24 protein-coding genes and 2 tRNA genes are annotated in these 23,400 nt (G+C 68.9%); 12 read left to right on the forward strand and 14 right to left on the reverse strand.

Annotated elements, in window-relative coordinates; all coding sequences use genetic code 11:
- Positions 1 to 62: 62 nt before the first annotated feature.
- Positions 63 to 1,043 (reverse strand): aldo/keto reductase, encoded by a 981-nt coding sequence (locus ASD35_RS01365; protein ID WP_056873105.1) that lies wholly within the window; start codon positions 1,041 to 1,043, stop codon positions 63 to 65.
- Positions 1,044 to 1,132: 89 nt separating this feature from the next.
- Between ASD35_RS01365 and ASD35_RS01370 the strand changes: the two genes are divergently transcribed.
- From ASD35_RS01370 to ASD35_RS01380, 3 genes are read left to right on the forward strand one after another with little or no spacing between them, the layout of a single operon-like run.
- Positions 1,133 to 2,335, forward strand: a complete 1,203-nt coding sequence (locus ASD35_RS01370; protein WP_056873106.1) for an FAD-dependent monooxygenase — start codon at positions 1,133 to 1,135, stop codon at positions 2,333 to 2,335.
- Between the two features lie 22 nt (positions 2,336 to 2,357).
- A complete protein-coding gene (locus ASD35_RS01375) occupies positions 2,358 to 2,981 on the forward strand; it encodes a hypothetical protein (RefSeq protein WP_056873107.1) in 624 nt (207 codons plus the stop codon).
- A gap of 57 nt (positions 2,982 to 3,038) precedes the next feature.
- Entirely contained in the window at positions 3,039 to 4,289 is a 1,251-nt protein-coding gene (locus ASD35_RS01380; protein WP_082579809.1) for a glutamate-5-semialdehyde dehydrogenase, read from the forward strand.
- Between the two features lie 64 nt (positions 4,290 to 4,353).
- Here the strand turns inward: ASD35_RS01380 and ASD35_RS26905 are convergent, their stop codons facing one another.
- On the reverse strand, positions 4,354 to 5,838 hold the full coding sequence (locus tag ASD35_RS26905; protein ID WP_157275299.1) for a hypothetical protein: 1,485 nt from the start codon (positions 5,836 to 5,838) through the stop codon (positions 4,354 to 4,356).
- Positions 5,839 to 6,621: 783 nt separating this feature from the next.
- On the opposite strand from ASD35_RS26905, the gene ASD35_RS01390 reads away from it, so the two are divergent.
- Positions 6,622 to 6,990 (forward strand): hypothetical protein, encoded by a 369-nt coding sequence (locus ASD35_RS01390; RefSeq protein WP_056873110.1) that lies wholly within the window; start codon positions 6,622 to 6,624, stop codon positions 6,988 to 6,990.
- Between the two features lie 186 nt (positions 6,991 to 7,176).
- Here the strand turns inward: ASD35_RS01390 and ASD35_RS01395 are convergent, their stop codons facing one another.
- On the reverse strand, positions 7,177 to 8,769 hold the full coding sequence (locus ASD35_RS01395; RefSeq protein WP_082579810.1) for a DUF4139 domain-containing protein: 1,593 nt from the start codon (positions 8,767 to 8,769) through the stop codon (positions 7,177 to 7,179).
- 47 nt (positions 8,770 to 8,816) lie between these two features.
- On the opposite strand from ASD35_RS01395, the gene queC reads away from it, so the two are divergent.
- On the forward strand, positions 8,817 to 9,521 hold the full coding sequence (gene queC / locus ASD35_RS01400) for a 7-cyano-7-deazaguanine synthase QueC (RefSeq protein WP_056873112.1): 705 nt from the start codon (positions 8,817 to 8,819) through the stop codon (positions 9,519 to 9,521).
- The gene (locus ASD35_RS01405) at positions 9,518 to 10,063 is read left to right on the forward strand and encodes a LemA family protein (RefSeq protein ID WP_056873113.1); all 546 of its coding nucleotides are present in this window, start codon (positions 9,518 to 9,520) and stop codon (positions 10,061 to 10,063) included. The genes queC and ASD35_RS01405 overlap by 4 nt, the downstream gene beginning before the upstream one ends.
- A 157-nt stretch (positions 10,064 to 10,220) precedes the next feature.
- Here ASD35_RS01405 and folE read toward each other — a convergent pair whose 3' ends face one another.
- Positions 10,221 to 10,919: a GTP cyclohydrolase I gene (gene folE, locus ASD35_RS01410; RefSeq protein ID WP_056873114.1), complete on the reverse strand. Its 699-nt coding sequence runs from the start codon at positions 10,917 to 10,919 to the stop codon at positions 10,221 to 10,223.
- Between the two features lie 43 nt (positions 10,920 to 10,962).
- Between folE and rsmB the strand changes: the two genes are divergently transcribed.
- From rsmB to ASD35_RS01435, 5 genes are all read left to right on the forward strand, one after another.
- Entirely contained in the window at positions 10,963 to 12,294 is a 1,332-nt protein-coding gene (gene rsmB / locus ASD35_RS01415) for a 16S rRNA (cytosine(967)-C(5))-methyltransferase RsmB (protein ID WP_056873115.1), read from the forward strand.
- Between the two features lies 1 nt (position 12,295).
- Positions 12,296 to 12,856, forward strand: coding sequence for a DUF4390 domain-containing protein (locus tag ASD35_RS01420; RefSeq protein WP_056873116.1), 561 nt, complete (start codon positions 12,296 to 12,298; stop codon positions 12,854 to 12,856).
- Positions 12,853 to 15,126: an ATP-binding protein gene (locus tag ASD35_RS01425; protein WP_056873117.1), complete on the forward strand. Its 2,274-nt coding sequence runs from the start codon at positions 12,853 to 12,855 to the stop codon at positions 15,124 to 15,126. The genes ASD35_RS01420 and ASD35_RS01425 overlap by 4 nt, the downstream gene beginning before the upstream one ends.
- Positions 15,127 to 15,132: 6 nt before the next feature.
- A complete protein-coding gene (locus tag ASD35_RS01430) occupies positions 15,133 to 15,843 on the forward strand; it encodes a response regulator (RefSeq protein WP_056873118.1) in 711 nt (236 codons plus the stop codon).
- Between the two features lie 81 nt (positions 15,844 to 15,924).
- Positions 15,925 to 16,000 (forward strand) — tRNA-Phe (locus ASD35_RS01435).
- A gap of 496 nt (positions 16,001 to 16,496) precedes the next feature.
- On the opposite strand, the gene ASD35_RS01440 is transcribed toward ASD35_RS01435, so the two are convergent.
- Positions 16,497 to 16,572, reverse strand: a tRNA-Arg gene (locus ASD35_RS01440).
- Between the two features lie 140 nt (positions 16,573 to 16,712).
- Between ASD35_RS01440 and ASD35_RS01445 the strand changes: the two genes are divergently transcribed.
- On the forward strand, positions 16,713 to 17,252 hold the full coding sequence (locus ASD35_RS01445) for a cytochrome c5 family protein (protein ID WP_056873119.1): 540 nt from the start codon (positions 16,713 to 16,715) through the stop codon (positions 17,250 to 17,252).
- A 173-nt stretch (positions 17,253 to 17,425) separates the two neighbouring features.
- Here the strand turns inward: ASD35_RS01445 and ASD35_RS01450 are convergent, their stop codons facing one another.
- The 9 genes from ASD35_RS01450 to radA all read right to left on the reverse strand — a co-directional run bounded on the left by ASD35_RS01450 (position 17,426) and on the right by radA (position 23,320).
- A complete protein-coding gene (locus ASD35_RS01450) occupies positions 17,426 to 17,941 on the reverse strand; it encodes a DUF2946 family protein (protein WP_056873120.1) in 516 nt (171 codons plus the stop codon).
- Between the two features lie 12 nt (positions 17,942 to 17,953).
- Positions 17,954 to 18,919, reverse strand: coding sequence for a YheT family hydrolase (locus ASD35_RS01455; RefSeq protein WP_056873121.1), 966 nt, complete (start codon positions 18,917 to 18,919; stop codon positions 17,954 to 17,956).
- Positions 18,919 to 19,362 carry a nuclear transport factor 2 family protein gene (locus ASD35_RS01460; protein WP_056873122.1) on the reverse strand — a complete coding sequence of 148 codons (444 nt, stop codon included), beginning with the start codon at positions 19,360 to 19,362 and terminating at the stop codon, positions 18,919 to 18,921. Before ASD35_RS01460 ends, ASD35_RS01455 begins: the two co-directional genes overlap by 1 nt.
- 10 nt (positions 19,363 to 19,372) lie before the next feature.
- Positions 19,373 to 19,588, reverse strand: a complete 216-nt coding sequence (locus ASD35_RS01465; protein WP_056873123.1) for a zinc-finger domain-containing protein — start codon at positions 19,586 to 19,588, stop codon at positions 19,373 to 19,375.
- A 10-nt stretch (positions 19,589 to 19,598) separates the two neighbouring features.
- Complete coding sequence (locus ASD35_RS01470; RefSeq protein ID WP_056873124.1) at positions 19,599 to 20,531, reverse strand: branched-chain amino acid transaminase; 933 nt, start codon at positions 20,529 to 20,531, stop codon at positions 19,599 to 19,601.
- Positions 20,532 to 20,567: 36 nt separating this feature from the next.
- Positions 20,568 to 20,954 carry a hypothetical protein gene (locus tag ASD35_RS01475; protein WP_056873125.1) on the reverse strand — a complete coding sequence of 129 codons (387 nt, stop codon included), beginning with the start codon at positions 20,952 to 20,954 and terminating at the stop codon, positions 20,568 to 20,570.
- The gene (locus tag ASD35_RS01480) at positions 20,951 to 21,298 is read right to left on the reverse strand and encodes an antibiotic biosynthesis monooxygenase (protein WP_056873126.1); all 348 of its coding nucleotides are present in this window, start codon (positions 21,296 to 21,298) and stop codon (positions 20,951 to 20,953) included. Before ASD35_RS01480 ends, ASD35_RS01475 begins: the two co-directional genes overlap by 4 nt.
- 150 nt (positions 21,299 to 21,448) lie before the next feature.
- The gene (locus ASD35_RS01485; protein ID WP_056873127.1) at positions 21,449 to 21,880 is read right to left on the reverse strand and encodes a hypothetical protein; all 432 of its coding nucleotides are present in this window, start codon (positions 21,878 to 21,880) and stop codon (positions 21,449 to 21,451) included.
- Positions 21,881 to 21,955: 75 nt separating this feature from the next.
- Positions 21,956 to 23,320 carry a DNA repair protein RadA gene (radA, locus tag ASD35_RS01490; RefSeq protein WP_056873128.1) on the reverse strand — a complete coding sequence of 455 codons (1,365 nt, stop codon included), beginning with the start codon at positions 23,318 to 23,320 and terminating at the stop codon, positions 21,956 to 21,958.
- Between the last annotated feature and the right edge of the window lie 80 nt (positions 23,321 to 23,400).

The following is a 23,400-nucleotide window of genomic DNA, read 5'->3' on the forward strand; positions in this document are numbered from 1 at the left end:
AGCCAGCAATGGCCCCCGGCCGGCCGGGTCTTGCCCTCAGTGCATGTGAATCGTTCCCGGCCTCAGCCGGCGAGGGGTTTGGTGATGGCGTCGATGCGCTCGACGACGTCCGGCGTCAGCCTGGGCGTGACGGCCAGCGCGCCGAGGTTGTGCTGCAGTTGCGCCAGCCGGCTCGCGCCCAGGATGACGGTGGACACGCGCGGGTTGCGGTTGGCCCAGGCGATGGCCAGCTGCGCCGTGTCGCAACCCAGCTCGGCGGCGATCTCGGCCAGCCGGCCGACGGCGTCGTTCTTGGCCTTGTCCTGCACCTGGTCGCGCAGCCAGGCCATGCTGTCCAGCGACGCGCGGCTGCCGGTCGGGATGCCGCCGCGGTACTTGCCGGTCAGCAGGCCCGAGGCCAGCGGGCTCCAGGTCGTCAGGCCCAGGCCGATGTCGTCGTACAAGCGCGCGTACTCCTGCTCGACGCGGCGGCGGTGGAACAGGTGGTACTGCGGCTGCTCCACGACCGGCTTGTGCAGGTGGTGGCGCTCGGCGATCTCCCAGGCGGCGCGGATGTCGGCGGCCGACCACTCGCTGGTGCCCCAGTACAGCGCCTTGCCCTGGCGGATGATGTCGCTCATCGCCCAGACCGTCTCCTCGATGGGCGTGTGCGGGTCCGGGCGGTGGCAGTAGATCAGGTCCAGGTGCTCCAGCTGGAAGCGCTTGAGCGACGCGTCCACCGCCTGCATCAGGTATTTGCGGTTCAGCGTGTCCTTGCGGTTGACCGTCACGCCGTCCCGCGCCAGGCCCCAGAAGAACTTGCTCGACACGATGTAGTCCAGCCGGTTCCAGCCCAGCGCCTTGAAGGCCTGGCCCATGACGACCTCGCTCTCGCCCTGGGCGTAGACCTCGGCGTTGTCGAAGAAGTTGATGCCCGCGTCGAAGGCCGCGGCCAGCATCTCGGTGGCCGCCTTGGTGTCGACCTGGTTGTGGTACGTGACCCAGGAGCCGAGCGAGAGTTCGGAAACCTGGAGGCCGGCGCGGCCGAGGCGGCGGTATTGCATGGCGGGGCAGTCCTGTTGGGGGGGAGGGAAGGGCGGCAGCTTAAGCCGGTTGCCATGCGCCTGCGGGCCGGGCGGGTATCGTTGCGGCCATGAAGCTTGCCGTCATCGGCGCCGGCCCCGCCGGCCTCGCCCTCGCCCTGCTGGCCGCGGAGCGCCTGGCCGACCACCAGGTCGCCGAAATCCACCTCTTCGACACCCGCCCGCTGGACCGCGATGTCAGCGGCGACGCGCGCACGCTGGCGCTGAACCTGGGCAGCATCCGGCTGCTGCAGCGGCTCTCGGCGTGGCGGCCCGAGGTGGCCCAGGCCATCCAGACCGTGCACGTCAGCCAGGCGCCGCCCGCGCCGGTGGCCGGCGAGGTGTGGATACGCGCGGCCGACCTGGGCACGCCGCAGCTGGGCGCCGTGCTGCCCTACGGCGCACTGGTGGCGCCGCTGCAGCAGCGCTGGCTGGCGTTGGCCGCGCGGGCGCCGCAGCGCCTCTTCACGCGCTTTGCGACACCGGTGAACGCGATCCGCTCCGACGCGGGCGGTGTCGAGCTGGACAGCGGCGAGGCGCACCTGGCCGAGCGCTTCGACCTGGCCGTCGTGGCCGAGGGCGGCGTGTTCGCCGAGCAGGAGCGCAAGGCCATCGCGAGCGACTACCACCAGAATGCCTGGGTCGGCAGCGTGCGCCTGGCCGCACCCGGCTTGAAGGGCCTGGCCATCGAGCGCTTCACGCGCAACGGCCCGCTGGCGCTGCTGCCGCTGCCGGACGACGCACAGGGCGCGCGCGCGGCGCTGGTCTGGTGCCTGCCGCAGGCCGAGGACGACATCGCGACGCTCACCGACGCCCAGCGCCTGGTCGTCATCCAGCAGCAACTACCCGCCGTGGCCGGCACGCTGACCGGCATCTCGGCGTTGAAGTGCTTCCCGCTCGGGCTGAACGCCGAGACGCGACTGCTGCAAGGCCGCACGCTGCGCATCGGCAACGCGGCGCAGACGCTGCACCCGGTGGCCGGCCAGGGGCTCAACCTCGGCTTGCGCGACGCCCAGGCGCTGGTGGACGCGTTGCGGGAATGGGCAGAGGCGGCCACTGCAGCCGGCCAGGACCTGGACGCCGTGCTCGCCCGCGTCGACTGGCAGCGCGCGCCCGACCGCTGGCCCATGATCGCGGCGACCGACTTCCTCGCCCGCAGCTTCGCCTGGCGCCTCCCGGGGCTGCCGGCGCTGCGCGGCCTGGCGCTGGCGGGGCTGCAGCTGGCCACGCCGCTGAAGACCGCCGTCGCGCGCCGCATGATGTTTGGCGGCTGAAACAACGCGCCACGGAGATTCGATGCAGTTCCCCTTCACCCTCGCGGCGGCCCTGCTGCTGGCTGCCGCCCAGCCGGCCCGGGCCCAGACCGTGCCGCTGATTCCGCCGGCCAAGGCCATCGCTGGCGCCTCACAGGAGGAATGGTCCAAGCGCTGGTGGCGCTGGGCGCTGTCCTTCGATGACGACGAGAGCCCGGTCGCCGACCGCGACGGGCGCTTCTGCGCCTTCGGCCAGTCGGGCCCGGTCTGGTTCCTGGCCGGCACCTACGGCACGGCGCGCACGATCCGCAGCTGCCGCGTGCCGGCGGGCAAGACGCTGTTCTTTCCGCTCATCAACTACGTGACCTTCGAGCCCGACGACGCCGACGAGTCCTGCGCCTCGCTCAAGCAACGCGCCGCCGCACTGACGCCCGCGCCTACGGCCCTGGTGCTGGAGGTCAACGGCAAGCGTTTCAACGGCCTCGCGGCCCACCGCCAGGCCACGCGACGCTGCTTCAACATCACCGATGACGACGACACGCGGGCGGCCGGCAATGGCTTCTACGTGGCGCTCGGTCCGCTCAAGAAGGGCCGCTACACGCTGAACTTCGGCGGCATCCTGCCAGGGATGTCGCAGGCGGTGACGTACACGCTGGACGTCGAGTAAGGCTGCCTAAGGCGTTCACGAAGCGCCGGCGCGCGGCCCTTTGGGACAATCGCTGCCATGAGCCTGACTGCCTACATGGACGACCTCGGCCGCGCCGCGCGCGCTGCCGCCACGCTGATGGCCGCCGCGCCCACGGCCGCCAAGAACAACGCGTTGCTGGCCCTGGCCCGCCGGCTGCGCGAGGCCGGCCCGGCACTGGCGGAGGCCAACGCCCGCGACTTGGGGCGCGCCGCCGAGCTGAGCGGCCCGCTGCGCGACCGCCTCAAGCTCGACGCCAAGACGCTGGCCACCGTGGCCGAAGGCTGCGAGCAGATCGCCGCCATGCCCGACCCCATCGGGGAGATCACCGGCGTGAAGCGCCGCCCGACCGGCATCAACGTGGGCCAGATGCGCGTGCCGCTGGGCGTGTTCGGCATGATCTACGAGAGCCGCCCCAACGTGACCATCGAGGCCGCGTCGCTGGCCATCAAGAGCGGCAACGCCTGCATCCTGCGCGGCGGCTCCGAGGCGATTCATTCCAACCTCGCGCTGGCTGAGATCGTTGGTGCGTCGCTCGAAGAAGCCGGCCTGCCGCGCGCCGCCGTGCAGCTTGTCAACACGACCGACCGCGCCGCCGTGGGCCTGCTCATCAGCCAGCCGCAATGGGTGGACGTCATCATCCCGCGCGGCGGCAAGGGGCTGATCGAGCGCATTTCGGCAGAGGCCAAGGTGCCCGTCATCAAGCACCTGGACGGCAACTGCCACAGCTATGTCGACGCCGAGGTGGACCTCGACCAGGCGGTGAAGGTCGTCGACAACGCCAAGACGCAGAAGTACAGCCCCTGCAACGCGACCGAGTCGCTGCTGGTGCATGTGGCCCAGGCGCCGGCCTTCCTGCCGCGCATCGCGTCCATCTTCAAGGCCAAGGGCGTGGAAATGCGCGGCTGCCTGCGCACGCTGGCCCTGGTACCCGGCGCGGTGGCGGCGACCGAGGAAGACTGGTCCACCGAATATCTCGCGCCTGTCATCAGCATCAAGGTGGTCGATTCACTCGATGAGGCGATTGCGCACATCAACCGCTACGGCTCGCACCACACCGACGCGATCCTGACGACCAACCACCCCAACGCGATGCGCTTCCTGCGCGAGGTCGACTCGGCCAGCGTGATGGTCAACGCCAGCACGCGCTTCGCCGACGGCTTCGAGTACGGCCTGGGCGCCGAGATCGGCATCTCCACCGACAAGTTCCACGCCCGCGGCCCGGTGGGGCTGGAGGGGCTGACGTCGATGAAGTGGGTGGTGTTGGGGCAGGGTGAGGTGAGGGGCTGAGCCGCCGGGGATGTGCTGGTGCCCGTACGGCTGAGACGCTCTGCACCAGCCATGACCTCCGTGCTTAGCGGCCGGTGGGCATCACCTTCGGAGCAAAACGGAAATCTTGAAGACCCAACGCACGCGGGTCTGCGGTCGGAGCAGCCGAAACAGAGCGCCAGGTGGAGGCCGTCATTGGTTCGCCCACCACAATCGCGTCGACGGCTGACGTCGATCCGTAGGTCTTGAACGGCAGTCCACGGTCGAAGGGGTCCAAAGAATCGTTTCGTTGCCGACGGCGGTCACGCGCATCCATATGACCGTCGTCTGTGAAATCGACCTGGCAATGGACGTTCGCGAGCAAGGTTTTCTTATCCAGGCCAAGCACCGCCTGGGGCGCCGACTTGTTGGCAAGCTCACGGTGAATCACGACCGCCATGATCTGCGTGCCCGCTGTGTGCCGTATCAACCAGATCCTTGGTGTTTGTGCACTGAGTACAAGAAACACGGGCTTGCCTGGCGAATTGACGATGATTTGAACCTCGCGTGCTTCTTCGGAGGCGCCAGGAAATGTCATACCTGTGGCGATGCCCCTGCTGCGCGTTACGACGGCGATCTCGAAGTCTTTGACAAAGGCGACTTCCGGGAAGTGGCAGGCTTCGCGATGGGCGCTGAAGGCATCCGCGGGAAGCGTGTTCCCAGCGATCGGCGCCATCGCTGGCCAGGTGCCTAGGCTGACACGCAGCAGGGGCTCAAGCAATTTGCAGTTCGCCGCCCACCTTGCCGAGTACCGGCAGTAGCGGTAGAGCCGCGATTCGATCTCCGTACCGCGTACATCGTTGGCGTTGCCTTGAGCTAGAACGCGCACTCTGTCCAAGTGCCCAGGGTCGCTCAACGCGGCCCATACCGCGCTTTGCAAGGGTGCGTTTAGAACTCTGACGTCTCCATGTTGTGGCGAGCGGTTCATGCCCATGTCAAGGAATAGCTGCAGCATGTCAAGAGAATGGCAGGACGTCAGCGCATTTCCAGCACGGAAGTTCAGTTCCGGTTGCGTGCCGTTCATGTCGGCGCCATGGGCAATCAGAAGTTTGTAGAGAGCCGCGGTTTGCTCGCGGTCAAACGTTCCGCCGCGCCGAGATGGTGCCGAGGGGCAACGGTCAAAAACCGTGTTTAGCCCGCTCGGGCCGTTGGGGTCTGCACCTTCTTGCAACAACCATCGCAGCACTTCAAGGTTGCCGCCCAGAATCGCACGATCAATGGGTACGCCCTCGGCGCAGCCAACACTGCTGCCATTCAGCAATTTGTTCTTCTGTAAGGCTTGCCACTCCTGCAGCGCGCGCGGTGTCGACGACAGCAGCTTGCGCTCCCGCGGCGCCAATGTTTTCCAAGCGCGCTCGGTCCGCGTGCTGACTTGTGTCGCCAGTGCGGCCGGTGTGCCGTCTTTCAACGTGTCGATCCAGATGCGATCAAGGGTACAGCCGCCAGAATCGCCGATAGCGTGCGCTGCTCCGGCGCATAGGAGGAGCATGAGGGCGGTGAGACCTCTCAGAAGTTGATGCGGCGCATGCATCAGGCGGATTGGAGCATGGGCTTGCCAGGAGCTAGAGATCGCAAAGGTAGCATCCCGTCCATGCAAGACACCCCGCTGTCAGGAGTCGGCGTAATCCGGCCACCCGGAGTCGGCATATAGCGGCCAGTCGGACCGGTGCCGAAGAGCGTCTCGAAGGACCTTGTGGAGTGGGTTATTTTGCGGTGTTTGCGGCCCCTTTCGAGACCGTCTCGGATCGCGGAAGCTCGGGCCTTCGAGTTCCAGCTCGGCAGGTTGGGGTGAACGCAGTGAACCCCAACGAATCGTGGTGATCAGCGAGCGGCCATTCGTGTGAGGCCGATGCCGGGAGTTCGCCCCGGCGGGCGACCTTCTTTTTGAGCGACCAAAAAGAAGGCAAAAAGTCGCCCCTGTTCCGTCGCCCTTCGCTTCGCTCCGGGTTCCCTGCGATGCTCGAACGGCGAGGCCCGCGCAGAACTCCCTTCGCTACGCTGCGGTCAAACCGCTGCGCGGAGTCAGTTGACGAAGTGCGCTGCGCGCACGCCTCGCCGTCCTGCGCTTCTCGGCTCCTCCAAAGGGGACCCTTGAAACAGCCGAACAGCCGAACAGCCGAGTAGAGCGGGTCGCGACCCGCTCTACTCTTCAAATCACAAACGGTTCGAGCTGCAAGCCCCGCACAGCGCCATCGCTCGGCCGTGAAATTTCGGAACATCTGAACCTTGTGCACGCGCTTCGGTACCCACTGAGCATGAACGCAGGCCCATCGGCCTGCATGCGGGGCCCGCGCGGCCAAGGAGAAGTGGTTTGATGAACACGAAGATGACTCGCAAGGGCTTTCTCGGTGCCGCCTCGGGCGGGACGGTTTTGCTGCTGCTGCAGGCCTGTGGTGGCGGCGGGAGCGACGGCGCCGCCACCCCAGCGCCGAACGGTCTCAGCAGTTGCAGTTCCACCGGTGCGGCGATCTCCGGCAACCACGGGCACTCGCTGTCGATCCAGGCGGCAGACCTCAATTCGACGAGCGCGCTCAGCTACAGCATTCAGGGCAGTTCAACCCACGCTCACACGATCACGCTCAGCCCGACGCAATTGGCGGCGTTGAAGGCGGGGCAGAGCGTGACGGTCACATCGTCGACCGACCTCTCGCACGATCACAGCGTGATGATCACCTGCGCGTGATGCCTGGCGGTCGGCGCGCAATGCGTTGTGCACAACCGGCGCGTGGCCGGCCCGACACGGAGCAAACAATCCGCTCCCGTCGGGCCCGCAATCTCTCGACGCAGCCGGGGGCGCGGGTCGTCTGACCCGCCAGCAATCGAGTCCGGCGCCTGGAACGGCGTGACAGATAGCGGGTCGCGACCCGCCCTACCTCAACCCCGTCACCTGCGCCTCCTTCGGCGCACTGACCACGTACTCCGCCGTGAACCGCTGGCTCTGCCCCGCAGCCAGTGGCAGCTCCCACAGCACCAGCCCTGGCTGCTTGCGCCAGGCCTGCGTCGTGGGCGCGGGGCTGAATTGGGCCTGCACCTTGATGTCCTCGTGCTGCGACACCGGCGCGGTTTCGATGAACTGCAACGTGACCGCCGACGTGTGGCGGTTCTCGACGACCCACGCCCGCCCAATCCGATGCTCGGCCCGCGCGCCGATGAAGCCGGTGTTGGCGGCGTTGCGCTGCTCGGGTTCGATCTGCACGCGCACGGCGTCGTCGCGGCCGAAGGGCAGCTCCAGGCGTTCCTCGCCGGTGGCGACGTTGAGCGTGCTGTTGCCCACCAGCGCGCCGTCGCGCACCAGCTGCACGGTGCCGCGTGGCCAGGCGCCGGCCGGTTTGGCGGCGTCGGCCACCAGGTAGGCCGCCGCCTCGGTTTGCGGCTGCACGCGGGCCAGCACCTTGGCCTGCAGCTTCTCGCTGCCCAGCGTCAGGCTGGCGCGCTGCGTGCCGCTGTCGATGTTGACGCGCAGCGGCAGCACGAACTCGGTGGCGTGGCTGCCCTCGAACACGCCGAGGTCGAAGCTCTCCAGCTTGCCCACTGCGTCTTCGGCGGCGAGACGACTGACGAGGGCGGCCCGTTGGCCCGTGACGACGACCTCATTGGCAACGCCCAACGCGGGTGCCGGCGGGCGCGGGACAGCGAGGTCGAGCTGCCACGGCCGGGGCAAGCCTTGCCCCACCTTCTGGGCCACCTGGGCGGTGGACAGCCGCAGCCGCACGTTCTTCCAGTCCTCGCCGCTTTGCTGCGACACCTGGGCCAGGCGCTCCAGGTTCAGCGCGCCGCTCGCCGTGTCCAGCAGCGCGCGGTAGCTCGGCGCCCAGCCGGCTTGCGTCACGCGGTAGTTCAGCTTCAGCTCGACGTCGCGCGCAGTGGACAGCCGCACGCGCAGGCTGCGCCATTGCGGATTGGCGGCGGTCATGCGGTCACGCTCGCCTTTCAGTGGCGCGAGCTGCTTGTCCAGGTCGGCCAGTTGGCGCTGCAGCTGGAGCTGCTTCAGCACCGCCTCCTGCGCCGCCTTGCGGATGCTGTCGGCCGTCGCGGCGATGCCGGTGGCGGGCGTCGAGCGCGCCTCGCCCGAGCCGAGGGCCTTCAGGTAGCCCAAGCTGGTCTCCAGTGCGCTGGCCTCCGCGGAGAGCAGGTCGCGCTGCACTTCCAGCTTGCGCACCTGCTCGTCCAGGGGGCCGTTGCCGCAATCGGGCACGCGCTCGCGCGGCAGTGTCTCGACCTGCACCGGGCCGAGGTTGACGCCGGCGGGCGCGTCGATTTGCAGCGAGTCGGGGTCGAAGCGGGCCGTCAGGCAGTTCAGCACCAGCGCCTTGGCACCCGCCGCCACCGTGGCCAGGCGCGTGACCTGGGCGCCGCCGGGGTAGACGAGGACTTCGTCGATGCGCGACTGGGCCGTCGCCAGCGCCGGCAATGCGAGTGCGGGAACGCAGGCGGCGAGCCATCGAAAGGGGACGTGGCGCATGGGGTTTGCCAGGGAGCCGAAGGGGTGGCAAAGGTAGCATCCCGCCCATGACCGACACACGTAAAGCGCTGGTGCTTTTTTCCGGCGGCCAGGACTCCACGACCTGCCTGGCCTGGGCGCTGGACCGCTACGCCGAGGTCGAGACGCTGGCCTTCGACTATGGCCAGCGCCACCGCATCGAGCTGGACTGCCGCAACACCGTGCGCGCGCAGATCGCGCGCCAGTTCCCCCACTGGGCCGACAGGCTGGGCGCCGACCACCTGCTGGACCTGAGCCTGCTCGGCCAGATCAGCGACACGGCTCTGACCAGCGAACGCGAGATCGAGCTGCAGGCCAACGGCCTGCCCAACACCTTCGTGCCGGGCCGCAACCTGCTGTTCCTGACCTTCGCCGCGACGCTGGCCTACCGGCGCGGCGCGAGCGTGCTGGTGGGCGGCATGTGCGAGACCGATTTCTCCGGCTACCCGGACTGCCGCGACAACACGCTCAAGGCCTTGCAGGTCGCGCTCAGCCTGGGCCTGGATGCGCCCATGACGCTGGAGACGCCGCTGATGTTCATCGACAAGGCGGCCACCTGGCGCCTGGCCGAGCAGCTGGGCGGCGAGGCGCTGGTGAAGCTCATCGTCGAGGAGACCCACACCTGCTACCTCGGCGAGCGCGGCGAGCTGCACGACTGGGGACATGGCTGCGGCCACTGCCCGGCCTGCGCGCTGCGGGCCAGGGGGTTCGCGCGCTACCAGGCCGCGGCATGACGACGTGGCAGTGGATCGGCGTCGCTGCGGCGGCGCTGCTGTTCTTCTGGGGCGTCGGCGCCTACAACCGGCTGATGTCGCTGCGCAATGCCATCGGCGAGGCCTTCGCGCAATTGGACGCGCACCTGAAGGCACGCTCCGAAGCCTGCGACAAGCTGCTCGCCGCGGTCGCGCCGCGGCTGCCCAGCGAGCAGGCGACCTTCGACGCGTTGGCCAGCGCCCAGGCGGAATCGCAGGCCGCGGCCCAAGCGTCGCGCGCCAAGCCCTGGGCACCCGACCCGGTCGGCAGCCTGGCCGTCGCCAGCGCGCTGCATGCGGCGGCGCTGACCCGGCTGATGTCCCTGCTGGACCACCAGGCCGAGCTGCGCAGCGAGACGGAGATCGATGCGCTGGTCAGCGAGCTGAAGCTCATCGAACGGCAGCGCGCTTTCGCACGCCAGGTCTTCAACCAGGCCGTGAGCCAGTACAACGAGGCGCTGCAGCAATTCCCGACGCGGGTGCTGGCGAACCTGTACGGGTTCAGCGAGGCAAGGTCACTGTGAGCCCCTCGCCCGCTGTCGCTCGCTGAACGCGGCGACACCAGTCGGTCCCCCGAGGGGACGGCGATGCTTGAGGCATTGAGCCTCAAGCACATCGCCCTGGCGGGCCGGCTTGGGAGCGGCCCGGCGCTCGGGCGAATACACGCGCTTTCGTCTGAGATCAGGCGTCTTTCTTCGGCATCAAGGACAGGAACTCCCGACGCAGATTCGGGTCCGTCAGGAACGCGCCGCGCATGACGCTGTTGGTCATGGCCGCCTCGATGTCCTTCACGCCGCGCCAGTGCATGCAGAAGTGGTCGGCCTCCATGACGACGGCCAGGCCGTCGGGCTTGACGCGGGTTTCCAGCTCGTTGGCCAGCATGATGACGGCCTCTTCCTGGATCTGCGGGCGGCTCATGATCCAGTCGGTCAGGCGCACGTACTTGGACAGCCCGATGAGGTTGGAGTGCTCGTTGGGCATGATGCCTATCCACACCTTGCCGATGATGGGGCAGAGGTGGTGCGAGCAGGCGCTGCGCACGGTGATGGGGCCCACGATCATCAGCTCGTTCAAGCGGCTGATGTTGGGGAACTCGGTCACCGCCGGTGTCTCGGCGTAGCGGCCGGCAAAGACCTCGCGCACGAACATCTTGGCCACGCGCTTGGCGGTGTCCTGGGTGTTGTGGTCGCTCTCGGTGTCGATGACCAGGCTCTTCAGCACCTCCTGCATCCTGGCCTGCACCTCGGCTTGCAGCGCATCGAGCTCGCCGGGCTCGATGAAGGCGGCGATGTTGTCGTTGGCATGGTGGCGGCAGCCGGCCGACACGAGGCGGTAGCGGATGCGTTCGGAGACGGGCGCGTCGGGGGCGGGGGCGTTCATGGCGGCGGATTCTCGGCCGAAAGGGCACTTCTACACTGGCGCGATGTCCCAAAGCCCTTCGTCCGGCGCTTCCGCCCCGCTGCACCGGTTGCTGTCCCAGGCCGCCGATGCCGTGCAGGGCGTGCGCGAGGGCCGCTCCCTCACCGACTTGCTGACCCGCGTGCCCGCCGACCTGCGGCCCGGCACCCAGGCCCTGGCCTTCATGGCGCTGCGCCGCCTGGGCGGGGCCGAGGCGGCGCGCAAGCAGCTCGCGCCCAAGGCGCCACCGCCGCGGGTGGATGCGCTGCTGCTGACCGCGCTGGCCCTGCTGTGGCCCGACCCCGAACCGGCCTATGCCGACCACACGCTGGTCGACCAGGCCGTTCACGCGGCCAAGCTGCGTGCGCCGGCCAGCGCCGCCTTCATCAACGCCGTGCTGCGCCGCTTCCTGCGTGAGCGCGACACGCTGGTGGCCGCCGCCGAGCGCAGCCCCGAGGGCGCCTTCAACCACCCGGCGTGGTGGATAGAAAAGCTGCGCCTGGACTGGCCGGCGCAATGGCAGGCCATCCTGGCCGCCAACAACCGGCCGCCGCCGATGACGTTGCGCGTGCATGCGCAGCGCACCACGGCGGCCGACTACGTCCAGCGCCTCGCCGCCCTCGGCATGGGTGCCCGGCTTTTGGGCGCGCCCACGCCGCAGGCGGTCGTGCTGGACAAGCCCGCCCCGGTGTCGGCCCTGCCGGGTTTTGCCGAGGGTTGGGTGTCCGTGCAGGACGCCGCCGCCCAGCTGGCCGCGCCGCTCGTCATCGGCGCGGGTCTGAAGCCCGGCGCCCGCGTGCTGGACGCCTGCGCCGCGCCCGGTGGCAAGACCGCGCACCTGCTGGAACTGCAGCCCGACCTGCAGCTGACTGCGTTGGACGCCGACGCGCAGCGCCTGACCCGCGTGCAGGACACGCTCAACCGCCTCGGCCAGCACGCGACGCTGAAGGCCGTCGACGCCCGCCAGAGCGCCACCTGGTGGGATGGCGCACCCTTCGACGCCATCCTGCTCGACGCGCCCTGCAGCGCCTCGGGCATCGTGCGCCGCCACCCCGACGTGCGCTGGCTGCGCCGGCCGGACGACATCGCCGCGCTGGCCCGCATCCAGGCCGAGCTGCTGGACGCCCTGTGGCCGCTGCTGGCGCCCGGCGGCCGGCTGGTCTACGCGACCTGCTCGGTCTTCCGCGCCGAAGGCCAGGCCCAGCTCGACGCGTTTTTGCAACGCCAGCCCGGCGCGAAGTCCCACGCCGTGCCCGGGTTCACGGGCCATCTGCTGCCCGTGGCCGAGAATGCCTCCCAAGGAAACGCCGGGCCGCCTCTGGACGGCTTCTTCTACGCCCTGATCACGAAACCCTGACTTGTTCGCCCGCATCGCCATCGCCGCCTTCTTCTCTGCGCTGCTCGCCCTGTTGCCGGGGCTGGCGCGGGCCGATGGCGTCGAGCTGGCCCACCTGGCCACGCAGCGGGTCGACGACGGGCTGGAGCTGAGCTTCACCGCCCGCTTCGAACTCAGCCGCCCTGCCGAGGACGCGCTGCACAAGGGCGTGCCGCTGTACTTCGTCGCCGAGGCCGCCGTGCTGCGCAGCCGCTGGTACTGGCGCGACGCCCGCGTGTCCCGCGTGGAGCGCACCTGGCGCCTGGCCTGGCAATCGCTGACCCGCCAGTACCGCGTCTCCAACGGCGGCCTGCACCAGAGCTTCGCGACGCTCGACGAGGCCCTCACCGTGCTGCGCGGCCAGAGCGGCTGGCGCATCGCCGAGCCCAAGGACCTCGACGACGGTGGCGGCTACTACCTCGAGTTCAGCTACAAGCTCGACGTCAGCCAGCTGCCGCGCCCGATGCAGATCGGCCTGCAATCCGGCTTTGCACTCAGCATCGAGCAGAAGCGCAACTTCGCGCCCGACTTCACCCTGAAATGAACAAGGTCGCGCGCTGGGGCTGGGTCATCACGCTGGTGACCCTGATCGGCGTGGCCGGCGTGCTCGCCTTCGTGCTGATCGTCGGCACCACCTCCGAGCGCGGCGTCTTCGAGCGCCACTATCACTGGCTCTACTGGGTCAACGTCGGCGTCGCCGCGGTGCTGACGCTGGTGATCCTGACGGCCGCCGTGCGCCTGGTCGTGCGCGTGCGCCGCGGGCGCTTCGGCAGCCGGTTGCTGTTCAAGCTGGCGGGCATTTTCGCGCTGGTGGGCGTGGTGCCGGGCTTGATGATCTACGCGGTGTCCTACCAGTTCGTGAACCGCAGCATCGAGACCTGGTTCGACGTGCGCCTGGCCAGTGCGCTGGAGGCCGGCCTCAACCTCGGCCGCGGCACGCTGGACGCGATGGTGTCCGACCTCGGCAGCCGCACGCGTGACGCCGCCGACCAGTTCGCCGACGCCAGCACGCCGCAGCTGCTGGCGCTGGAGCGGCTGCGCGACAAGCTCGGCGCACGCACCGTCGCCCTCGTCGGCGGCAATGGCCAGATCCTGCTCGAGAGCGGCGGCGACACCCGCCACCTCACGCCCGACCGGCCCAGCAGCACCTTGCTGCGCCAGGCCCGCGGCGGCGCGCCGGCCAGCCAGCTCGAAGGCCTGGAGGACGAGGCCGCCGCGCTGCAGGGCGGCGCGCAGATCCGCGCGCTGGCCCTGCTGCCCAACACCGAGCTGCGCCTGGGCCTGGGCGAGCGCTACCTGATGGTCATACAGCGCGTGCCCGCCAGCATGCTCAGCAACGCGCTGGCCGTGCAGACCGCCAACAGCGAATACCAGCAGCGCTCGCTGGAACGCGTGGGCCTGCGCCGCATGTACCTCGGCACGCTGACGCTGGTGCTCATCCTGGCCGTCTTCGCGGCGTTGCTGCTGGCCGTCACGCTGGGCAACCAGCTCGCACGGCCGCTGCTGATGCTGGCCGACGGCATGCGCCATGTCGCGCAGGGCGACCTGTCCGTGCGGCCGGTGCTCGCCACGCGCGACGAGCTCGGCGGGCTGACGCGGTCCTTCGCCGACATGACCGGCCAGCTCTCCGACGCGCGCGCCCAGGTCTCGCGCACCGTCGTCGAGCTGGACGCCGCCCGCACCCACCTGCAGACCATCCTCGACAACCTGACCGCCGGCGTGCTCGTCTTCGACGCCAACGGCCACCTGGAGACCGTCAACCCCGGCGCCACGCGCATCCTGCGGCTGCCGCTGTCGGCCTACGTCGGCCGCCCGCTGGCCGACGTGCCGGGCCTGGAGCAGTTCGCCGCGTCGCTGGACCAGCGCTTCGAGCAGCACATCGGTGCCGAGAGCGAACGCGAGCTGTGGCAGGAATCCTTCGAGCTGCAACTCGACCCCAAGCAGGACCCGCTGACGCTGCTGGTGCGCGGCGCGCCGCTGCCGCAGGCCAACCGGCTGGTCGTGTTCGACGACATCTCCGAGGTCGTGTCGGCCCAGCGCTCGGCCGCCTGGAGCGAGGTCGCGCGCCGCCTCGCGCACGAGATCAAGAACCCGCTGACGCCCATCCAGCTTTCCGCCGAGCGCCTGCAGCACAAGCTCGAGGCCAAGCTCGAAGGCGCCGACCAGGCCATGCTCGTGCGCTCGGTGGCGACCATCGTCAACCAGGTGCAGGCCATGAAGCAGCTCGTCAACGAGTTCCGCGACTACGCGCGCCTGCCGTCGGCCCAGCTGCACCCGCTGGACCTGAACGCCCTCATCCGTGAGGTGCTCAGCCTCTACGCCGAGCCGCAGGACCGCGGCCGCCTGGTCACCGACCTCACGCCCAACCTGCCGTGCATCAAGGGCGATGCCAGCCAGCTGCGCCAGGTCATCCACAACCTCGTGCAGAACGCACTGGACGCCGTGCAGGAGCGCGCCGATGGCCGCGTCATCGTGCGCTCATCGCTGTCGCTGACGGACGCCGGCGCGCCGCGCTCCGTGCGCCTGCACATCATCGACAACGGCGCCGGCTTTGCCGACAAAGTGCTCAAGCGCGCCTTCGAGCCCTACGTGACGACCAAGAGCAAAGGCACCGGCCTGGGCCTGGCCGTGGTCAAGAAGATCGCCGACGAACATGGCGCCCGCATCGCCTTGCGCAACCTGCATGCCGCTTCCGATGCGGGTCCTCCCGCGGAAGGTGCGCCGGAGGGCGCCGTGACGGGCGCGCAAGTTTCGCTATCATTTTCGAATCTGGCAGCTGCCACCGAGCCCGGTGCGCAAGGCGCCAAAACCTGAGGATTCATGGCCACCATTCTTGTTGTCGACGACGAACTGGGCATCCGCGCCCTGTTGTCCGAAATCCTCAGCGACGAGGGGCACACCATCGAGCTGGCCGAGAACGCCGCCCAGGCGCGCGCGGCGCGCGAACGCTCGCGCCCCGACCTCGTGCTGCTCGACATCTGGATGCCCGACGTCGACGGCGTCACGCTGCTCAAGGAATGGGGCGGTGCGGGCCTGCTGACCATGCCGGTCATCATGATGAGCGGCCACGGCACCATCGACACGGCGGTCGAGGCCACCAAGTTCGGCGCCATCGCCTTCCTCGAAAAGCCCATCACGCTGCAGAAGCTGCTGCGCGCCGTCGAGCAGGCATTGGTCAAGACCGCCCCGCCGCGCCCCGCGCCCGCCGCCGTCGGCCTGCCCAGCTACACCCGCCCCGACCCCACCAGCCTCGGCCTGCCGGTGGCGACCGGCCATGGCGTCAGCCTCGTCAATCACTTGCCGAGCAGCAGCAATGCGCTCGCGTCGGAGCAGAGCTTCGAACTCGACCGCCCGCTGCGCGAGGCACGCGACGCTTTCGAGAAGAGCTACTTCGAGTTCCACCTCGCCAAGGAAAACGGCTCCATGACCCGCGTCGCCGAAAAGACCGGCCTGGAGCGCACGCACCTGTATCGCAAGCTCAAGCAGCTGGGCGTGGACCTGACCCGCAACAAGCGTGGCAGCGGCGCCTGAGCTGGTCAAAGCTGCGCAGCTTGTGCTACAGTCGCGGACTTCGCTGAGCGGCCACCGGTCGTTTCGGTGGAACCAAACAAAGGCCTGGTAGCTCAGTTGGTAGAGCAGCGGATTGAAAATCCGCGTGTCGGTGGTTCGATTCCGCCCCAGGCCACCATCGCTTCATCCCGGACGATCCCAAGAATGCTAAAAAGCCCTTGTTCATCAAGGACTTAGCCTTAAAAAGGCGGCTCAGGAAGTCCCGGAGAATCCAACTAAGTCTCGTCGTTGCGTGTACCCACCGGTGTACCCCAGACTGCTTTTCAACCGCAGTCGATTTTGGGTACACCATGGGCCAACTTAACGAGCTCCTGATCAAGGCGGCACAGCCGCGCAACACCGAATACCTGCTCGCCGATGGCGAGGGCCTGTACCTCCGAGTACGGCTGACGGCCAAGGTATGGGTGGGAGGCAATTTCTCGAACCACGGTCCAAAGGACGGTTGTCGCCTCCGGATGCCAGTCCGCGGGTGGCTACGTTGGGGTGACGTCCAAGTCTGTTGGCGGGAACGTCTTTGGCCCACTTTTGGCCCACCTCAAGTCCGTTGCACGGTTCGCGCGGGGGCCGCCAAATAGAAAAGGCCATGCATGTCAGGGACTTGCATGGCCTAAGTCTGGCGCGCCCGGTTGGGATCGAACCAACAACCCCTGCCTTCGGAGGGCAGTACTCTATCCATTGAGCTACGGGCGCGAAGCCGCAGATTCTAACAGCGGGCTTCTACCGCCCGGGGCAGGTGATGGCGCCCGCCTATAATTCGACGGTTTTTCGTGTCGCGCGCTGCAACGGCACGCGAGAGCCCAGAAGACCGACAGGATCGACAAGAGGAATCCATGAGCGCCAGCCACGATCACCACCAGGACGATGCCCATACAGGGCCGATCAAGACCCCGAAGCAGTTGGCATGGGCCGTGCTGTTTTCCTTCGTGGTGCCGGTGATCGTCATCATCCTGCTGGCCAACTACGTGACCACCGCGAGCAAGCCCGCCGCCGGGACTGAGGCGCTGGAGGCCCAGGCGGTCGCCGCGCGCATCGCGCCGGTCGGCCATGTCGAGGTGAAGGACGCCAACGATGCCGCTGCGATGAAGAGCGGCGAGCAGGTCTTCCAGGCACAGTGCGCCGCCTGCCACGCCACCGGCGCCGCCGGCGCACCCAAGCTGGGCGATGCCGCCGCCTGGGGCCCCCGCGTCAAGAGCGGTGTCGAGGCGCTGCTGACCTCGGCGCTGAAGGGCAAGGGCAACATGGGCCCGCAAGGCGGCGGCGATTTCAGCGACTTCGAGATCCACCGCGCCGTGGTCTACATGGCCAATGCCGGTGGCGCCAAGTTCGACGAGCCCAAGATGCCGGCTCCAGCCGCCTCGGCCGCGAATTGAGCCTTTCGCGCCCTGCCGGAAGCCCGCCCTTGGCGGGCTTCGTCATTTCTGCGCGGCCCGGCTGCGCGCCCCCGCAGGCGATGTGCTCGCGGCTTCATGCCGCGGGCATCGCCGTCCCCGCGGGGACCGGTCAGATGTGCCCCATTCAGCGAGGCGCGGCTGGACGAGGGGCTTCAGGCGTGCGGCCGGCGCTGAAAGCGGTAGAGGGCCGGCAGCTTGGCGGCCAGGCAGTCCTGCGGCGCCCAGCGGCCGGCCTCGACGGCCTCGGCGGCCAGGCCCATGTCCTGGGTGTGCACCAGGCCGAAGCCTAGGTCGGCAAGCAGGTACAGATGGCCGGTCTCGTCCAGCCAGACCGACTCGACCCGCACATCGCGGCCGGTGTGGCTCTGCACTCGGCCGTCGGGCTGCAGGCGCCAGACCCAGGGTGTGCATTCCAGCTCCACGTAGACGCGCTGCGGGCCGTTCTGGAAGAACCAGGCGCCGCGTTCATCGCTGTCATAGTTGCGGCCGATGAAGGACAGCAGCTTGTCGTGGTCGATGCGGCTGCCCTTCACCCGCGGGAAGGGGCCGGCCTGCTGGATGCGCTCGTCGCGCATGTACCAGTCGCCGCGCGCGTCCAGTGCCAGCCAGCCGTAGCAGTGGGGAACGTTGGGCCACTTCTTCAGCGCGGCCTGGACGATGTCATCCATCGGGTGCGTCCTTCAGCGGTGCTTGGACAACCAGTCGCAGACCTGCTCCGGCATCGTCAGCAGATGGCCAGGCAGGCCGCCGGCTGCAAAGCCGACGTGGCCGCCATGGCCGGGCTGCCAGAGTGTCACATAAGCACCCACTTCAGCGGCATGCGGCAGGCTGTGCCCGGGCACGAAAGGGTCGTTGCGGGCGTTCAGCACCAGGGCCGGGATGCGGATGCAGTGCAGGTGCGGCTTGGCCGCGGCGCGCGCCCAGTAGTCCTCGGTGTTCTTGAAGCCGTGCAGCGGCGCGGTGAAGAAGTTGTCGAACTCGTAGATGGTGGACGCACGCTGGAGCCGCTCGCCGTCGAACAGGCCCGGGTGTTGCTGCAGCTTGCGCAGCGCCTTGGGGATCATGGTGCGCAGGAAGCGGCGCGCATAGACCTGCTTGTTGAAGCCGCGGTCGATTGCCGCGCCTGCCGCGGCGAGGTCGATGGGCGAGCAGATGGAACAGACGGCGCGGGCGGTGTGCGCGGCGCCGTGGCCGGCTTCCTCGGCCCAGCGCAGCAGTGCATTGCCGCCCAGGGACACGCCGGCGGCGATGAGTGGCGCGCCGTGGCGCTCGCGCAGGCGCTGCAGGATCCAGCCGATCTCCTCGAAGTCGCCCGAGTGGTAGGCGCGCGGCGCGCGGTTCAGCTCGCCCGAGCAGCCGCGGAAGTGGGGCAGCGCCATCGCCCAGCCGCGCGCGCGGGCGACGCTGGCGAAGGCGACGCTGGAGTGGCTGGTGCGGTCGCCCTCCAGGCCGTGGAACAGCACGAACAGCGGTGCCCCCGGCGGCGCATCGGCCAGGAAGTCGACGTCGATGAAGTCGCCATCGGGCGTGTCCCAGCGCTCGCGCGTCCAACTGGGCCGGGTGCCGTCGTGCTGGCGGCTGAAGAGGGCAGGCCAGATGGTCTGGGCATGGCCGCCGGGCAGCCAGCGGGGCGCGCGGTACTGCATCAGTGCAGAGTGCCGGCGTCGGCGACGAGCTCCTGGACATCGCCCGCATTGCCCGGGCTGGCGTGGTGCAGCACGATGCGCCAGCCGAGTGCGGTCTTCAGGTAGACGTTGGTCGAGATGACCCAGGACGTCTTGCCATCGTCATGCAGCTGCACGCGTTCCAGCACGTGGTGGATGGCGCAGTCGCCGCTGTGCAGCCGGCGCACGCGCTCGGGGTGGACGTTGACGGTGCCGCGCTTGAACACGGCGTCGAAGGCCGCGCGGATGGCGACCAGGCCGACGATGCGCGGCCCGCCCGGGTGCACGCAGGCGACCTCCTCGTCGTCGCCCCACAGCGCCATCAGGCGGTCGAGGTCGGCGTGCTGGAGGGCCTCGTAGAACTGGGCCTCGGTGTCGTCGGGCGAGGCCAGCAGCGCGGCCTGCTGGGCGGGGTTGCGCGGCATGGCTGTCAGTTCAGTGGTGTCCGCCGACGACCTCGCCGGCCTTGAGCTTGTAGGCCGTGCCGCAGTAGGGGCACTGGCCCTGGCCGCCATGGCTCAGGTCGATGAAGACGCGCGGGTGGTTGCTCCACAGCGCCATCTTGGGGTTGGGGCAGAAGACGGTGCCGTTGTCGTTGCAGTCCTTGGCGGTGACTTCGACGGTGGCGGCGGGGGTCTGGATGGTGCTCATGGTCTTGCTTTTAGACGGCGGTCAGCCATTCGGCGTACTTGGGGTTGCGGCCGTTGACGATGTCGAAGAAGGCCGACTGGATCTTCTCGGTGATGGGGCCGCGCGAGCCGCTGCCGATCTCGATGCGGTCCAGCTCGCGGATGGGCGTCACTTCGGCGGCGGTGCCGGTGAAGAAGGCCTCGTCGCAGATGTAGACCTCGTCGCGGGTGATGCGTTTCTCGACGAGCTTGAGGCCCAGGTCCTGGCAGATCGAGAAGATGGTGTTGCGCGTGATGCCGTTCAGCGCGCCGGCCGACAGGTCGGGCGTGTAGACGACGCCGTTCTTGATGACGAACAGGTTCTCGCCCGCGCCTTCGCTGACGAAGCCCGACGCGTCCAGCAGCAGCGCCTCGTCGTAGCCGTCGTCGGTGGCTTCCATGTTGGCCAGGATGGAGTTGGTGTAGTTGGACACCGTCTTGGCCTGCGTCATCGTGATGTTGACGTGGTGGCGCGTGTAGGAGCTGGTCTTCACGCGGATGCCGCGCTTCAGGCCCTCTTCGCCGAGGTAGGCGCCCCAGCTCCACGCGGCCACCATCAGGTGCACCTGGTTGCCCTTGGGGCTGACGCCCAGCTTCTCGGAGCCGATCCAGATCAGCGGGCGGATGTAGGCGCTCTTGAGGTTGTTGGCCTTGACGACGGCGCGCTGCGCCTCGTTGACCTGCTCCACCGAGAACGGGATCTTCATGCGCAGGATCTTGCCGCTGTTGAACAGGCGCTGGGTGTGCTCCTGCAACCGGAAGATAGCCGTGCCGTTGACGGTGTCGTAGGCGCGCACGCCCTCGAAGGCGCCGCAGCCGTAATGCAGCGTATGGGTCAGCACATGGATCTTGGCGTCGCGCCAGTCGACGAGCTCACCGTCCATCCAGATCTTGCCGTCGCGGTCGTGCAGGGGGGCGGGAACCATCGGGTACTCCAGGCTGAGGAAGGAAAAACGGCGATTTTACGAAGCCTGCCCGTCAGGCGTCGCGCGCAGCAGCCGCCACTCGGCGAGCTTGCCTTTCTTCAGCACCACTTCGACCGCGTCGCCGGTCGCGTCGCGCCACTGATAAGTCTCCGGCGCCTGCTTGATGCCGAGGCTGCCCGCCAGCTTGATCAGGTCCACCAGCGTCATGCCCGCGTGCAGCTTGCTGTTGAGCATGACCGCATTGGCCACCGACCCCAGGGGCGCGGAGCCGGCCACCTTCATGACGCGCATCAGCCGCGACATCTGCAGCAGCAGCCAGAAGATGATGCCCGTTGTGGCAAAGATGGCGCCCTGCCAGCCGAGCAGCAGGCCGCCGAGGATGAGCGCCGAGAGCGCCAGGGCCACGCCGATCCACGGGTTCATGGCCGGGGATCCTGGTTGCCGTCCTCGCGCGCCCAGGCATAGGCGCGCTCGACCTTGGCGACGCGCAGCGTGTAGTGCGCATACCAGTCGCTGCGCCCGGTGTCGCGGGCGACCTTGTGCTCCGCGTGGCGGCGCCAGGCGGCGATGTCCTCGGGGCTGCGCCAGTAGGAGACGGTGATGCCCAGACCGTCGTCGCCGCGGGCGCTCTCCACGCCGAGGTAGCCCGGCTGCCCGGCCGCCAGAGCCACCATGCGGTCGGCCATGTCGCCATAGCCCTGGTCGCCGGGCGTGCGCTGGCTGGTGAAGATGACGGCGTAGTAAGGGGGCTGGGGCAAAGGGTCCATGGGCGCGCATCCTGCCACGACCGCCGGGCCGGTTTGGGGCGGCCCGTCTGGCGATGTGCGGGCGGCTCGAAGTCGCGAGCATCGCCGTCCCCGGGGACGGACCCAGCCAGACCGCCCGCGTTCAGCGAGGGCGCGCCTGGCTGAGGGGCCTCACTCCGGCACCTTCAACAGCACGCAGCGCACCCACTGGCCGGATTCGAGCGCCGCCTGGTGGCCCGCCAGGAACTGCTCGGCCGTCGAATTGCGCGCCGTGAAGCACATGCCGTGCAGGATGCCCATGCGCGGCACGGGCCGCGACCATTTGCGCTCGACGACGCCGTTGAACCACGACACCTGCTCGTCGTCCGAATCCATGTCGGCGCGGCCTAGCAGCAGCACCACCTCGTAGCGCGCATCGGTCAGCGGCTCGGTCGCGCTGGTCAGCACCTGCAGGCCGCCGTCACTCATGTTCAGCACCAGGCCCGCGGGGCCTTGGCTGAATTGCACCGGCTTGAAAACCCAGCCGGGCAGGGAGTCGGCGTCATGCTGGGCGGCGAGAAAGTCGGTGCGGACGTGCTGCCTCAGGTCGGCGGGGTCGGACATGAAAGTTTCCTCCGGTTCGAGGCTGCATCCTAAGCAGAGTTTGGCCTGCCGTGCACCATGGAAACCTGCGGCCGTTCAGACCAGCCCGCGCAACACCTCGATGGCCTCTTCCACGCGCTCGACGGCGTGGATGGTCAGCCCGTCGATGGCCTTCTTCGGCGCATTCGCCTTCGGCACCACCGCCACGCTGAAGCCGAGCTTGGCGGCCTCCTTCAGCCGCTCCTGGCCGCGCGGTGCCGGGCGCACCTCGCCGGCCAGGCCCACCTCGCCGAAGGCGATGAAGCCGCGCGGCAAGGCCTTGCCGCGCAGCGAGCTCTGGATGGCCAGCAGCACCGCCAGGTCGGCGGCCGGCTCGCTGATGCGCACACCGCCCACCGCGTTGACGAACACGTCCTGGTCGCCCGTGGCCACGCCCGCATGCCGGTGCAGCACGGCCAGCAGCATCGCCAGCCGGTCGCGGTCCAGGCCGACCGACAGCCGCCGCGGGCTGACACCGCCGCTGTCGACCAGCGCCTGCAACTCGACCAGCAGCGGCCGCGTGCCCTCCAGCGTGACCAGCACGCAGCTGCCCGGGACCGGCTCGGTGTGGGTCGACAGGAAGATGGCGCTCGGGTTGGCCACGCCCTTGAGACCCTTCTCCGTCATCGCGAACACGCCGATCTCGTTGACGGCACCGAAGCGGTTCTTGATGGCGCGCACGAGGCGGAAGCTGCTGTGCGTGTCGCCCTCGAAGTACAGCACCGTGTCGACGATGTGTTCCAGCACGCGCGGGCCGGCCAGCGCGCCTTCCTTGGTGACGTGGCCCACCAGCACGATGGCGCAGCCGCGCGCCTTGGCCGTGCGCGTCAGCTGCGCGGCGCATTCGCGCACCTGGGCGACCGAGCCCGGCGCCGAGCTGAGCTGCTCGGAGTACAGCGTCTGGATGGAGTCGATGACGCAGAAGTCCGGCGCCTCGACCTCGATGGCGGCGAGGATGCGTTCCAGGCTGATCTCGGCCATCACGCGCACCTTGTTGCCCGCCAGCCCCAGCCGGCGCGAGCGCATCGCCACCTGCGCGCCGCTTTCCTCGCCGGTCACGTACAAGACCTTGACGGTCTGGCTCAGCGACTCCACCGCCTGCAGCAGCAGCGTCGACTTGCCGATGCCCGGGTCGCCGCCGATCAGCACCACGCCGCCCGCCACGATGCCGCCGCCCAGCACGCGGTCCAGCTCTTCCTGGCCGGTGGGCGTGCGCTCGAAGTCGCTGGCCTCGATCTCGCTGAGCGTGGCCACCGGCTGGCTGCGCGCCAGCGACTGGTAGCGGTTCTTCGCGCCGCCGGCCGGCTCGGCGGCGCTCTCGGTCAAGGTGTTCCAGGCGCCGCAGTGCGGGCATTTGCCCAGCCACTTGGCGTTGGTGCCGCCGCATTCGGTGCAGGTGTAGATGCTTTTGCTCGTGGCCATGCGGCCATTGTCGTCAGTGCGTGTGCCTCGGCTTGACGGCATACTGCAGCGACTCGGACTGCGCTGCCGTGGTCGCGCCC

Source organism: Pelomonas sp. Root1444 (assembly GCF_001426885.1).
Lineage (GTDB): Bacteria > Pseudomonadota > Gammaproteobacteria > Burkholderiales > Burkholderiaceae_C > Pelomonas.

Bases quoted from the DNA above. Each gene is read 5' to 3' on its own strand.
- ASD35_RS01480 (WP_056873126.1), bottom strand. From the start codon at position 21,298: ATGGACCCTTTGCCCCAGCCCCCTTACTACGCCGTCATCTTCACCAGC.
- folE (WP_056873114.1), bottom strand. From the start codon at position 10,919: ATGAACGCCCCCGCCCCCGACGCGCCCGTCTCCGAACGCATCCGCTAC.
- ASD35_RS26905 (WP_157275299.1), bottom strand. From the start codon at position 5,838: ATGCATGCGCCGCATCAACTTCTGAGAGGTCTCACCGCCCTCATGCTC.
- ASD35_RS01460 (WP_056873122.1), bottom strand. From the start codon at position 19,362: ATGCCGCGCAACCCCGCCCAGCAGGCCGCGCTGCTGGCCTCGCCCGAC.
- radA (WP_056873128.1), bottom strand. From the start codon at position 23,320: ATGGCCACGAGCAAAAGCATCTACACCTGCACCGAATGCGGCGGCACC.
- ASD35_RS01430 (WP_056873118.1), top strand. From the start codon at position 15,133: ATGGCCACCATTCTTGTTGTCGACGACGAACTGGGCATCCGCGCCCTG.
- ASD35_RS01380 (WP_082579809.1), top strand. From the start codon at position 3,039: ATGAGCCTGACTGCCTACATGGACGACCTCGGCCGCGCCGCGCGCGCT.
- ASD35_RS01425 (WP_056873117.1), top strand. From the start codon at position 12,853: ATGAACAAGGTCGCGCGCTGGGGCTGGGTCATCACGCTGGTGACCCTG.
- ASD35_RS01465 (WP_056873123.1), bottom strand. From the start codon at position 19,588: ATGAGCACCATCCAGACCCCCGCCGCCACCGTCGAAGTCACCGCCAAG.
- ASD35_RS01390 (WP_056873110.1), top strand. From the start codon at position 6,622: ATGAACACGAAGATGACTCGCAAGGGCTTTCTCGGTGCCGCCTCGGGC.
- ASD35_RS01405 (WP_056873113.1), top strand. From the start codon at position 9,518: ATGACGACGTGGCAGTGGATCGGCGTCGCTGCGGCGGCGCTGCTGTTC.
- ASD35_RS01455 (WP_056873121.1), bottom strand. From the start codon at position 18,919: ATGCAGTACCGCGCGCCCCGCTGGCTGCCCGGCGGCCATGCCCAGACC.
- ASD35_RS01375 (WP_056873107.1), top strand. From the start codon at position 2,358: ATGCAGTTCCCCTTCACCCTCGCGGCGGCCCTGCTGCTGGCTGCCGCC.
- queC (WP_056873112.1), top strand. From the start codon at position 8,817: ATGACCGACACACGTAAAGCGCTGGTGCTTTTTTCCGGCGGCCAGGAC.
- ASD35_RS01485 (WP_056873127.1), bottom strand. From the start codon at position 21,880: ATGTCCGACCCCGCCGACCTGAGGCAGCACGTCCGCACCGACTTTCTC.
- ASD35_RS01370 (WP_056873106.1), top strand. From the start codon at position 1,133: ATGAAGCTTGCCGTCATCGGCGCCGGCCCCGCCGGCCTCGCCCTCGCC.
- ASD35_RS01450 (WP_056873120.1), bottom strand. From the start codon at position 17,941: ATGGATGACATCGTCCAGGCCGCGCTGAAGAAGTGGCCCAACGTTCCC.
- ASD35_RS01395 (WP_082579810.1), bottom strand. From the start codon at position 8,769: ATGCGCCACGTCCCCTTTCGATGGCTCGCCGCCTGCGTTCCCGCACTC.
- ASD35_RS01365 (WP_056873105.1), bottom strand. From the start codon at position 1,043: ATGCAATACCGCCGCCTCGGCCGCGCCGGCCTCCAGGTTTCCGAACTC.
- ASD35_RS01475 (WP_056873125.1), bottom strand. From the start codon at position 20,954: ATGAACCCGTGGATCGGCGTGGCCCTGGCGCTCTCGGCGCTCATCCTC.
- ASD35_RS01445 (WP_056873119.1), top strand. From the start codon at position 16,713: ATGAGCGCCAGCCACGATCACCACCAGGACGATGCCCATACAGGGCCG.
- rsmB (WP_056873115.1), top strand. From the start codon at position 10,963: ATGTCCCAAAGCCCTTCGTCCGGCGCTTCCGCCCCGCTGCACCGGTTG.
- ASD35_RS01470 (WP_056873124.1), bottom strand. From the start codon at position 20,531: ATGGTTCCCGCCCCCCTGCACGACCGCGACGGCAAGATCTGGATGGAC.